This window comes from Alkalitalea saponilacus, assembly GCF_900168165.1.
GTDB classification, from domain to species: Bacteria; Bacteroidota; Bacteroidia; order Bacteroidales; family Marinilabiliaceae; genus Natronoflexus; species Natronoflexus saponilacus.
Window position 1 is genome coordinate 1 of sequence record NZ_FUYV01000028.1, and the last position, 12457, is coordinate 12457.

The window sequence follows — 12457 nt, forward strand, 5'->3', positions numbered from 1 at the left end:
TGTCATTGCTTAACTCTCCAATGTTAGGTTCATGAATCTGATCGAACAAAGTTGCTCCATGTAATCGGGGAAGCTCATAAAGTCCCTTTTGGAATAAACGGTCAATCTCAACAGGATCTTTGGATGAACCTATGGTTTTGACAATCTTGTTTACCCGATTAATCTTTTTGATAATCTGGATACTAACACTCCCACTTCTATTTTTTTTCTTTCGAACAAACATGCTCTAAAGATACCATGGGACACCCACTTTTCAAAAAACAAACTCATAAAACACTGCTATACATGTGATTGCGATTTTGAGTAAAATCTAATCCGGAAAACAGGAAAGACATACTTTACCCCGGTATGTTCAACCCTTAGGCGAACTACAAACTTATCGCCACTTTTTAGTGGAGTTTTATAAGCCAAGTCAACTCGAGCAACAACAGCTAAAATATCCCGCCGCGCAAGATCTGCAAAATCAAGTCCTATGCTTAGCAAAAATTCGTGACGGGTATGTTCCAGGTAATTTTGATAAACACTGTTGTTCACTATTCCCTGTAGGTCGCATTCGTAGTCGCGCACTTTAAAGTCCAATTCGTATTGATATTTTTGAGGCATAGATATTAGTTTTTTTATAAAAAAAATGATAATTGAATGCAACTGTTTAAATCTAGTTTTTAAAATCGTTAAGACACACTTTGGCTCTATAGTGTTTATGACCTGAACAAGGCAAATTTAAGATCTTTAAGGTAAAGGATGAAACTCCTCCATTGCAACACTAATTATACCTGCAAAACTTATATTTAGGATAAAAGGAGCCAACACAATTAAAACAAAAGTTAGTAAAAACAAGCAAACTGCCATGTAATCAATTACATTCCATTTATTTCTCCATGAAGTAGAAACTTTAGTATTCTCATCTGAATTACTGTTAATGACGTTCGCATCATAACCACTCTCATAAGAGTCCTTCTTTGATGATTTACTTTGATAGATAGCTTTTGCTGCATTCCCTGCATCATCAAGGGATAGCAAAATTCCACGGATGGCTCTGTTCCAAGTTGCAAAACGCACTGAAATCTCTGCGCCTTTAGCTGCCACAGAACCGCTGTGTGATGCAGATTGAACACCGACTCTAGCCAATGCCCCAACACCGGCAATTCCAAAGATGAAATCAAGATAAATTGCCAACCATAATGCAAAAACAACCAAAGCAAAATCAAGTTTTGTTTCCCATAAACTTTCCAAGAATATATGCTTAGGTTTTTTATAAATTTGATTTTGCCTGATCAACTCAAACATAAAATGAATAAGCACGGCAAATAAAAGCCAAAATAAGCTAATGGTAATGCTTAGCACCAGTGACAACCCAATGTATAATACGATAAATAAACGTTTATTGTCGTGCTGAGACACCCAATTAATAAGACTTTGCATTATTAAGATAACATTTAGTTTTCGGAAGTCAAAAGTAGTATTTTATAAAAACCTAATAAAGAGGTCGAATATATAATAAAAGAAATCCCTTCTTTTGGTAATAAAAATCACCATAAAGAAGGGAGATCAAAACGAAAACCTAAAATAAATCAGTATGGATTAATGATCTCATCATTAACCTTGAAAAAATCAAAATCAACATAGCCTCCGGCAGTTTCTGTGGCATAATTAAACAGACCAAACCGATATCCCATAAAATGATGTATTAGGGTATATACCATTTGCAGGGGCTTGCCAATTCGAATCCACTCATTGCCGTCAAGACTATAATAAAAGTAAGCAAGATCAACCATATCTTCAAAATCGCAATCAATACGTAAATAAATATGATCCTGATCAATAAGAACCCTTTCCAACTCCTGAGGATTATTGTTTTCTGCAAGTTCAAGAACCAGATAATTTTTATCATTTTCCTTGCGAACTCCAACAAACCCATAATCTCTTTGTAAGGCAATAAGACCTGCGCAGTCGCCATTATTCATATTTCCAATCTCCATTCTGGTATAAGCTGAACTTTGTGGCCCAAAAGTACGCTGAGTAAGTGTATTACGTGCCTGAAGCACATTAGCGTCGACACGTCCGGTAATTAATCTCAAATATCCGGGCCGATCACTTAATGACCAAAAGCGATGATCGGGGTTATGATTCCATTGCCATACAAGAGGAAGTTTTTCATCACCAGGCTCTCTGACAAAATCATCAGAGGCAACAATACCAGAAATTCCGCCATCACCGGCAGGAATATCCAGGGTATCGGGAACTTTTCCGTCAATACCTAAAACAGGCCAACCGTCAACCCAATCTACAGGCATCAAGTAGGGAATTCGTCCAACTGCACCATGGTCGCGAAACATATACGCATACCAATCTCCTTCCGGAGTATCAATTAGACTACCCTGAGCAATCCCGCGGTCTTTTAAAATCACACGGCCTTCATAAGGACCAGCAATATTATCCGCTCTATGCACAAGAACCGTCCTCATATCGTTTACAGGCCATACAATATTAAAGAGATAATACATCCCTTCATGTTTTAACAATTGGGAGCCTTCAGCGCACAAGCCAATATGCTCTCCTGCAATGCTGCTGGCATCTTCTATCACAACAATTTCAGAACCTGGGATGATACCAGACAAATCGGGTTTCAACTCAACTAAGCGCAATTCGCCACAGGCGTATATCATATAAATGCGGCCATCATCATCAAAAAACAAAGTATGGTCATGTAAATCAGGTTCAAAAGAGATCTCCTGCCATTCTCCATTTTCTATATCAGTTGTTGTGTAGATGTGTGTTTTGCCTGAAGTGGCTGCAAAAGTTGAAACATAATATACGCCATCGTGAAACCTCATGCTGCTGGCCCAGGAGCCAAAGCCATAGCTTTCCTGTCCATTTTCGAGGCGCATCATTTCATTGTCAATTAAAATGTCGTAAGCATAACTAACCAGTTCCCAATTCACCAAATCGTAAGAACGCATTATAGGCAATCCGGGACTCATGTGCATGGTTGTACTGCTCATATAGTAAGCATCTCCAACCCTAACAATAGCTATATCCGGAACATCGGCAAAGATTATTGGGTTTGTTGCCATAGGTGTTTCCTTTTGTGTGCTACAGGAAACTGCCAAAATTAGAATCAGAAAAGTGGCCGTAAAAAGATTTCTCTTCATTGGAATTATTTTTAGTAACTCTTTTGCTTACCAAAAGCATGGTAAGCAAATATTATTCATTAATAGATAAGGAAAATTGATTATGTAACGGTAAAAGGATCTCGTTGTAATAAAATTTTCAGATTGAATAAGAATGGGGACCAACTCGCTTAAACCGGGTTTGTGCCCCATTTTATTAGAAACAATGGTAAGAGAATTAATTAATCACCAATTTCTTGTCCAAAATCTGGAAATCCATCGTCATTCCAACGGAAGGTTCTAACACGTGTATCTCTGTTTGGATCATCAAGGGCAAACCCGTCAATCTCCTTATATTCTCTGGCATGATATACCAAAACTGGCGTTTTGCCATCTTCTGCCACTGTAAAGCTATTATGTCCGGGACCAAACCGATTAAACTTCTCATTGGTATAGAATACCGGCTCCGGAAGTTTGTGCCATGAGTTTGGATCCATCAAATCAGAGTCTTTGTAAGCCCATAATAAGCCAATAGCATAAGTATGGTCTGTGGCACTGGCAGAGAATGTCATAAAAATCCGATTACCATGTTTAATAACAGCGGCTCCTTCATTAACGGCGTATGTGTGCATTTCCCATTCATATTCAGGCTCAGAGATAACCACTTCCGGACCGATTAATGTAACACCATCTTTCATTTTTGACATAATCAGTCCTGAATTGTTATCTGGCCGGGTTTTTTCAGCCCACACGTAATAGTATTCTCCTTTATGCTCAAACACAGTTGCATCAAGAGCAAAATCGTCTCTTTCCGTTCTAATTTGTCCTTCCTCAACCCACTCTCCTGTAGTTGGATCATCTGAGTCGTTTGATAAAGCCCACATGCGAATTTTCCATATATTTTCTGCGCGAGCTGCGGCAAAATAAATATACCATTTCCCATCTACCCTGTGCAATTCTGGAGCCCAAATGTGGTGGCTCATCGGACCGCTGTCATGCTTTCTCCACACAACAACAGGTTCTGCATCTGCTAAACCATTAATTGTATTTGATTTCCTGATTTCAATTCGATCATATTCAGGAACAGTAGCAATAAAATAATAGATGCCACAATCTGTTCTATGAATCCAGGGATCTGCTCTTTGACGAATTAAAGGATTGTCATAATTAAATTCCTGAGAGTGCGCAATTTCTACCAATGCACCTGCCACCAATAGTGACAATACTACTAAAGATCTGATCATTTTTTTCATCTGTTTATAATTTGTTTTTAAGTTATAAGATGGAACTCGTTTCGAAAACCTAGTGTCAAGTCTAATTTGCGTGATCTTCCTCGATCACCCTAACCCCGTTCGACTGAGCTCACACCGAAGCCAAGGGGAAAGATCAAACGCACCATAGTAACCCGTCATTTTATAGTTGATTTGAAACTAAGGATTCGCTTCTTTTTACATTTTTTTTAACTAAAGACATTCACACATTACTTTGGTTGACATCTTTGTAACCGAATAAATCCGTATTTATATTCAAGTGTTGATTATAAATATATAACCATTTCATTCATGTAAATAATACAAAATCGGTTTAAACTGTCACTAAAACAAAATTAAGAAGGTTACGTCCCTGAAAGGTGGACTTAATGGTAATTCTTTCGTAAACAGCGTTACAATAGCCAATCATTACCCCTATACATGAAAAGATATTGCTTGTTCGTGACAATATTGATCGAGACCAACATGAATAATCCAGATGTATAAACATGAATATCATGGCCTTATATTATCCAAAACAAAAAAACCACTAATGTAAAGCTACATTAGTGGTTTAATTTTATAAATGGAAGCTTGCAGAAAACTTCTTTATTAGATCACAAAATCAATTTATAAAGATTTTGTAGATTTTGAGGAGGTTTTAACACGAATTAAAAACAATATTGCACCCATCATACTCATAAATGCAGCAATGTATATTGCTGTATTAAACGAACCCGTTATGTCATACAAAACGCCACCGGTTACAGGACCAACAATTCCGGCGACAGCGTATCCAAGCAAAACATATGGATAAACTATGCCTAAATTCGCTATACCATATAAGTGTGAAGTCTCTTTGGCAAACAAAACAAAATTTGCTCCAAACCCAAATCCAATCATGGCAGACAGAACAATATAGCTAAACTCAGTAAGATGCAGAAAACCCAGTAGGAAGATTGATACCGCCTGAAGGGTTAATGCTGAAAAAATAACTATTTCTGTATTTAGATAATCACTGACCATGCCCCAAGAGAGCCGGCCAAGAAAATTTGCCACAGCAAACACTGATACGCCTACAACCAACACATGGCCATCGATGTAATAAACCTCCCCGATTGGAGACAAACTGCCAATTACAAGCAAACCAGCAAAGGTTCCAAAGAAAATACCAAACAAAAGTTTCACAAAACTTTTGCTTTTAAAGAAATAACGCACATCAACCCGATGGCCTGATACAGCTGATGACGGAGCCTTTAAAAAGAATGACAGAAGAAAAATCACCAAGCCATAACCCAAACCAACCTTTGTAAATATATGCAACACATCCCTTCCTTGATCAAGCAGAGTCTCTGCAAGAAATGAGAGGACAACAGCCGCAAGGCCAAATCCTGCAGCTGCGATGCCTGTTATCAAACCCTTCTTTTCGGGAAACCATTTTACAGGTGTTGTTAAAGAGACTAAATAGCCAAATCCGGTGCCTACTCCGGAGAGTATACCAATACCGAATAGCACCATCCAAAAGTTACCATTTGAGAACCCTGCCAAAAGGTAGCCCATTGTAAACAATGCGGCTGAAATCATCCCCATTGTAACAGGTTTGAGTTTCTTTTCTAAAATGCCGGCAAGAAGCATTGTGGTGGGAAAGACAGCAATGATTGACCCAAAGATCAACTGCGTTTGAAACGAAGAGAAATTATACTCCGCCATTAATCCGGGAACAAATACACTCCAGGCGTAAACTCCACCCAGACAAAGCATAATAAAAAACGCTGATAATACTGTTAAGAATTTCTGCATTATTAAAAGTGTTTACTTCTGGACATGGTCAATAAGGATACTCATGTATGTATCCATCAACGATCCTAGAAATTGATTTAGTATTATGATTAACAATTAATCAACCTGTATTTTTCACTCCACCTGAAATGGCAGTGGTTATGATAAGCAGTTTATCTAACAACACAGCTGCCTTTTCCGGGTTCTCATCTTTAACCAATCGCCATTGCCTGAGAGAATCAATCTGCATTTGGTGTAGGGTTTGCAATGAATCCTTTCGACGATTTATATTCTCAAGCAGGCTGATTCTTCGGTTCTCTGTCTGGTCTCCAAGCAGTGCTGCCACCTGCTTTATGCTTTTCTGATGCTCAGAGAGAATGTTGGCCATAAAATCATTGCGAATTTTATCATCATCAACCAGAGAAGCATAAGCCTCCATCAACTTTTTATCGGCATTCAAAAGGTTGGTTTCAATATGGATCAAAGTGTATCTGAGGAATGGCCATTTATGGGCAAACACTTTCAACTGGTCGTACAATTGAGGATGATCGTTCTTCATAACTTCAAGACCATAACCAACCCCATACCAGGCAGTGAGGTTAAACCTGGATTGTTTCCAGCTAAACACCCAAGGAATGGCTCGCAGATCATTTAATGTGCGTTGTCCGGTTCTCCGGGAGGGACGCGACCCAATTTTGCTCTGCTCAACTACATCAATGGGCGTACATTGACTATAGAACTTAATAAAATCGGGATGTCTGATCAATTCCTGATACCGTTCCAAAGAGAGCCGTGCTAAAAGATCCAGTGCCTCATCGGGGAATTCATCAACAGAAGGCGCATGCAAACAATATCCAGTTTGCAGAGCTGCCCCCGAAAGCAACATCTCAAGGTTATAATTGGCATTAACTAAGTTGGCAAACTGTTGTGCAATTGCCTCTCCCTGAACGGTTAGTTTTATTTCACCGGAAAAAGAGCCTTCCGGCATACTATCAAGGAACCGATGATACTTCCCTCCTCCACGACTGATGGTTCCACCTATACCATGGAAGAACCTAAGTTCTGCATTATGCTTTTTTGCAATATTGGTTAAGTCCCGCTCGGCCTTATATATATTCCAACGGCTGGCAACAATGCCTCCGTCCTTATTGCTGTCGCTGTACCCAAGCATAACTTCCTGAACAGACCTCTGAGATCCTTTCACAGATTGCACCACCGGATGCGAAAGATATCTGTCCAGAACAATGTGCGACTGGTTTAGGTCTTCAATGGTTTCAAAAAGAGGAACCACCTGAAGAAGTTTCGGATCCAGTCCAACTTCGCGCATAAAGAGATACACAATCAGTAAATCGCTTAACCCGCGAGTCATACTCACTATGATGGAGCCGATGCCATCGGCTCCGTATCTGTCGACATGTTCTTTTATCACTCGGTAACAAGCCAATACCTGATCAGCTTCAGCACCAACAGAAATTCCTGAAACGACAAAAGGTCTGTTGCTTTTTAATTCATTTGTAAGAAATTCAATTTTTTGCTCCTCACTCCAGGTGGTGTAATTTCGTTCTTCGGTGGAAGCATAATTGAGCATTTGTTCCAGTGCCTTATCATGAAAGGCACTGTTTTGCCTGATATCCAGTTTGGCCAGATGAAACCCAAAGCATTTAACATGGCGTTCAAGCGGAAACAGGAATGTGTCAATAATTTTATATGCGCCGATGGCTGATAAACTCTCCCTTAGAAAAAGAAGATCATCCTGCAGCTGAAAAGAAGAGTCGTAAACCATATCACCCGATTGTACTCGTTCCTTTCGGGTATTGATCAATTTAGCGAGCATCAATTCCACCAACTGCCTCCATGGTTCGTGTTGGTTTCTAGATACAGCCTTATAGCCGGCTTTACGCAGATTCAGCGACATCTCTTCAATACGTTCGTAAAGTTTCTCAGGAACCTGATTGCGGGTATCGGAAAAACTCATTTGGGATGCCAAAGCATCCAACTGACCTTCGAGCAAACTAAAAGCCGCTTTACGATGCTCCATTAAAGTGTCGCGGGTAACTTCCGCTGTAACGTAAGGATGGCCATCACGGTCGCCACCCACCCAACTTCCGAAGGAAAGCAAGGGATAATGCTCAGGACGACTTAATCTCTTTGGATCAAAGCCATAAGCCTTCCATGTATATCTCAGTCTTTCGTCGCTCAATTTTAAGGCCTCTGGAAACACTCTAGTAAAATAGTGCAATACACTACTGCGTTCCGAGGGAACATCGGGCTTTTCACGATAAACCTCCCCACTTCTCCACCATCGTTCAATTAATGCCCGAATGGTGGCATTGATCACTTTCCGCTCGGTTTCGGACCAAACAGCATTCTCTTTTTTGACCAGCTGAAGATATATCTCGCGGTGCAGTTTAAGAATGGTTGTACGCTTTGCTTCAGTAGGGTGTGCTGTTAAAACCGGCATGATGTGAATCTTGGAAAGCAACTCCCTGATCTGATCCTCGTTTAAACCCTGCTTTTTCCACTTGCTGAATGTTTCCGACCAGGAACCTCTGATGCTGGATGCTCCCAATCTGTTCTCAATCTTTCGACGAAACTGTGCGGCAGCATTCTCCTCCACCAAATTCATCAATTGAAAAAGAATACTCAGAGCCTGAACCAGTTTCTCGTCAGACACTTTATCATTAAGATTTACCTCCCCACTTTTTTCATGGATGGAGTTAAGCAATTTAACCAGTGAATCTTCATTCAGATCCTTTAAAACCTCTCGCAAAAAAACAGATACAGAGTTCAAATCTTTACTGATCTTCTGCAGTCCATCACTCTCAATCTGCTGTTTTATTTGCTTTATCTCGACATCTGATAACTCTTTTCTCATTTAGTTGATTGATTTGTACCCGGTTTCTAAACAATAATTTCTGTGGTTAGTTCATACTTTTGTTGTTTAAACAACAAAAGCTTTGATACAATTTTCCGCAACAAAAATAAGAAAGTAGTTTTTATAATTGTCATTTTGAAATCTTAATTAAAGAAAATCTTCTTTAATTGTTAAAAATAACGGAAGTCCTTTGATCAGGAAACAAAATGGCTATCCGAACGGATAGCCATTTCTAATTGACATAATTAATACCTCATCATCTGTTACTTACAATAACCTTACTACTCTTTACATGACCATCCTTATATCTGGTCAATTGGATAAATATGCCTGGAGGGAGTCTGTCAAAATCATTTCCAACTATAACACCATTCAGATTATAATATACAATGGACTCAATATCATCGTTTGCATATCTATTATCAGGAATAAAAGTCGGCACATTTTGTCCGGCATTCATTGGGCCTTCGGCAATATTTTCAACCCTTACATGATACAAATTAACTCCGCTGTTTGGAGAGAACAGATAAATGGTGGTTGCCCCGCCGATATAGTTGTAAACTGATTTTTGAAGGTTAGCACCTGGAGCCGAAATAGCTTGCAATATATTGTTAGGAGCAGTGGCAATGTTTAGAATGCGATTAGAACTACTGCTGGCAGACTGACAGACGATCGTAATTCTTGAGTTTCCAGTTACATCAAATGCGAAAACTCGTCCAATAGGTTGCTGACCATTGAACTGCCCCGTGCCGTTGAGTTTAACCCTACGGGTGTAAGTGTAGGTCTGGTCACCAACATCCTGACTTCTTGCAGACATACCATCAACTTCAATGCCGTTGTAGAGAACAGCTCCGGCAATGGATTGGGATCCACTGACAGTAAAATCAGATGAATAGGCAGTCATTCCGGTAAAGAACCAATCATTTGCAATTTGCTGATTGACAACCTCAACCCTAACATGGTAGAGATTTACCCCACTATCTGGAGAATAGAGGAATATAGTCGTTGCCTCACCACTATATTGATAAACCGACAATGCCAGATTGCTTCCGGGAGCAGCAACTGTATGCAGAACATTGTTTGATCCGTCCGCAATTCTCAGAACGCGGTTCTGGCTGCTGCTGGCAGATTGGCAAACAATGGTGATGGTTGCATCCCCCGGTACATCAAAAGCAACAACCCTTCCGGTTGGTTGCTGACCACTGAACTGGCCGGAACCGTTAAGTTTCACTCTTCTATTATAGGTATAACTAACGCCATCCATTGTCACACTGCGTGCGGCCATGCCATCCACTTCGATGCCGTTATACAGAGTAGCTCCGGCAATAGATCTTGATCCACTTACAGAAAAATTAGAAGCATATTCAGGCATGGCGCTAAAATTCCAATCGAATAAAGCAGAGCCGTTATCTGGTGACCCTCCGCCTCCCTGATTTGCTGCCACAAAATGAGCTGTTGCGTTTATGTCCGTCTCAATTATTAAAGCAGCGGGATTATTGGTTCCGGTGATATCACCACTCCAGTGGCTAAAAACAAAACCATTATCGGGTATGGCATTAAGTTGCAACTCAGTTCCACTCTCAAATTCGCCATCTGAAGGCATAACCGTACCATTTGAGGCGTTAACATTGAGCAAAAATTTCTCAGGCTCGGCTGATTCTACCCTCACGTGATAAAGATTGACACCACTGCTTGGTGAGTAGAGATAGATGGTGGTTGGAGCACCTGTATATTCATAAACCGAAATTGCCAGATTGTTACCGGGAGCAGAAATGGTATGCAGAACAGAATTGGAACCGTTAGCTATTCTCAAACTACGATTCTGGCTGCTGTTGGCAGATTGGCAAACAATGGTGATGGTAACATCTCCGGGAACGTCAAAAGCAAAAACCCGGTCGGTTGGCTGATGTCCGTTGAACTGACCAGTCCCGTTCAATTTAACCCTCCGATTATAAGTGTAACTCACTCCATCGATCGTAGCACTTCTAGCAGCCATGCCATCCACTTCGATGCCGTTATATAGAGTAGCTCCGGCAATAGATCTTGATCCACTTACAGAAAAATTAGAAGCATATTCAGGCATGGCGCTAAAATTCCAATCCTGAGATGAAATATTACCACCACCTGAAGGAGGAGGAGGTGTGGTTATAACTCCGAATTCATAGGCTCCAATATCTGGAGCAGTCCCACTAAAAGGCTCTCCAATATCGACACCTCCATTAACAAGAAACGAACCATCAACCAACTTGAACAACGTTGTTTCTGGCAATGAACCATCCGATTGCCTCGGCTGGCGTGCAAGCGACGTATTCACACTTTGGAACATGCTATTTGTTACTGTTCCTGATTGCCAACTGTTGCCCTGCAAAAGAGCATTTGATGGAGTTTGAGCAATGACGCGTGAATTAGCGCTTAGGTTGTTTTGAAAAACAGTACGTCCGGATGAGGGATTATTTGGAAATACATAGTTTCGATCATTGTTATATGCAGTATTATGAATAAAAGTCATTGCACCGGTATTGTTGTTATGATCAAACCCTTTTCCGGTATTATCAAATGCCATTGATCGCTTTACGATATGCGGCCCCGGTTGATGATCACCTCCCATTTTAAAACCATTCCCACCCCCATCAAACTCAGATCTTAATCTGTTCAGCTGGGTTTGGTTATTGCTAAAATAACTTTCAAATACTGATATGTCACCATTCCCAAATGCCCAACACTTCTCTACAATAATGGTATTACGTGCTCTCCAAAAATCAAAACCATCGTCGGAATTACCCCACGCACGACAGCCATAGAAATGATTACCGGGTCCTATGTCATACTTAGCGGTAAAACCATCTGACATGTTTCCAACTCTTCCCCGCCAGTTGAAATTGTGATAACTATCACAATTTTTAATCAAGTTATGGGAAGCCCTTGGTGCAGGATCCCGACTTTCTATATGAATTCCGGTAAGGCGGTTCCTATATGCTACACAGTTTTCTAATATATTATAACTGCCCTCGATCCGAAAACCATTTCCTCCGGCACCATGAACATGTATTCCAATTATATGCCAGTAACTGGCCAACAATCGCAATCCATCGCGCCCCGACAACTCCTCCTGCGCCCAAAAATCAAGTATTGGCACTTCGTTTTCGTAAGCACGTAAAACTGTTCTGCGTGAGGCATTACCGCTTAAGTTGGTGTTGATGGTTATTCTTGAATTGTGATAATACCTGCCTCCTCTCATTACAATCTCATCCCCAGGGCTAATCATAGATAGGGCTCTATTTAGAGTGCCAACCGGACTGCTAATCGTTCCGGAATTAGAGTCGTTCCCTGATGGGGAAACATATATCGTATTATTTGCCACAGACAGTGAAACAAATAACACAGACAAAATAGTAAATAAAAACTTCTTCATAAAAGCATGGATTATTGATCATTAACAAAAA

Annotated in this window: 7 protein-coding genes and 1 pseudogene; all 8 read right to left on the reverse strand. The window is 40.3% G+C overall.

Features of this window, described 5'->3' with window-relative positions:
- Window positions 1-223: pseudogene (locus B5X70_RS18410) on the reverse strand (IS1634 family transposase); the annotation flags it as partial.
- 56 nt (window positions 224-279) lie between these two features.
- A complete protein-coding gene (locus B5X70_RS16520) occupies window positions 280-603 on the reverse strand; it encodes an acyl-CoA thioesterase (protein WP_079559013.1) in 324 nt (107 codons plus the stop codon).
- A 126-nt stretch (window positions 604-729) separates the two neighbouring features.
- Window positions 730-1422 carry a hypothetical protein gene (locus tag B5X70_RS16525; protein WP_079559014.1) on the reverse strand — a complete coding sequence of 231 codons (693 nt, stop codon included), beginning with the start codon at window positions 1420-1422 and terminating at the stop codon, window positions 730-732.
- A gap of 149 nt (window positions 1423-1571) precedes the next feature.
- Complete coding sequence (locus tag B5X70_RS16530) at window positions 1572-3152, reverse strand: glycoside hydrolase family 43 protein (RefSeq protein WP_079559015.1); 1581 nt, start codon at window positions 3150-3152, stop codon at window positions 1572-1574.
- A gap of 200 nt (window positions 3153-3352) precedes the next feature.
- Window positions 3353-4363, reverse strand: coding sequence for a glycoside hydrolase family 43 protein (locus B5X70_RS16535; RefSeq protein WP_079559016.1), 1011 nt, complete (start codon window positions 4361-4363; stop codon window positions 3353-3355).
- 627 nt (window positions 4364-4990) lie between these two features.
- Window positions 4991-6160, reverse strand: a complete 1170-nt coding sequence (locus B5X70_RS16540; protein WP_079559017.1) for an MFS transporter — start codon at window positions 6158-6160, stop codon at window positions 4991-4993.
- Between the two features lie 100 nt (window positions 6161-6260).
- The gene (locus tag B5X70_RS16545; protein WP_079559018.1) at window positions 6261-9014 is read right to left on the reverse strand and encodes a phosphoenolpyruvate carboxylase; all 2754 of its coding nucleotides are present in this window, start codon (window positions 9012-9014) and stop codon (window positions 6261-6263) included.
- Between the two features lie 256 nt (window positions 9015-9270).
- Complete coding sequence (locus B5X70_RS16550; RefSeq protein ID WP_079559019.1) at window positions 9271-12426, reverse strand: right-handed parallel beta-helix repeat-containing protein; 3156 nt, start codon at window positions 12424-12426, stop codon at window positions 9271-9273.
- Window positions 12427-12457: the final 31 nt, after the last annotated feature.

Excerpts from the sequence above, each read along its gene's own strand:
- B5X70_RS16520 (WP_079559013.1), bottom strand. The coding sequence starts at position 603 with ATGCCTCAAAAATATCAATACGAATTGGACTTTAAAGTGCGCGACTAC.
- B5X70_RS16525 (WP_079559014.1), bottom strand. The coding sequence starts at position 1,422 with ATGCAAAGTCTTATTAATTGGGTGTCTCAGCACGACAATAAACGTTTA.
- B5X70_RS16530 (WP_079559015.1), bottom strand. The coding sequence starts at position 3,152 with ATGAAGAGAAATCTTTTTACGGCCACTTTTCTGATTCTAATTTTGGCA.
- B5X70_RS16535 (WP_079559016.1), bottom strand. The coding sequence starts at position 4,363 with ATGAAAAAAATGATCAGATCTTTAGTAGTATTGTCACTATTGGTGGCA.
- B5X70_RS16540 (WP_079559017.1), bottom strand. The coding sequence starts at position 6,160 with ATGCAGAAATTCTTAACAGTATTATCAGCGTTTTTTATTATGCTTTGT.
- B5X70_RS16545 (WP_079559018.1), bottom strand. The coding sequence starts at position 9,014 with ATGAGAAAAGAGTTATCAGATGTCGAGATAAAGCAAATAAAACAGCAG.
- B5X70_RS16550 (WP_079559019.1), bottom strand. The coding sequence starts at position 12,426 with ATGAAGAAGTTTTTATTTACTATTTTGTCTGTGTTATTTGTTTCACTG.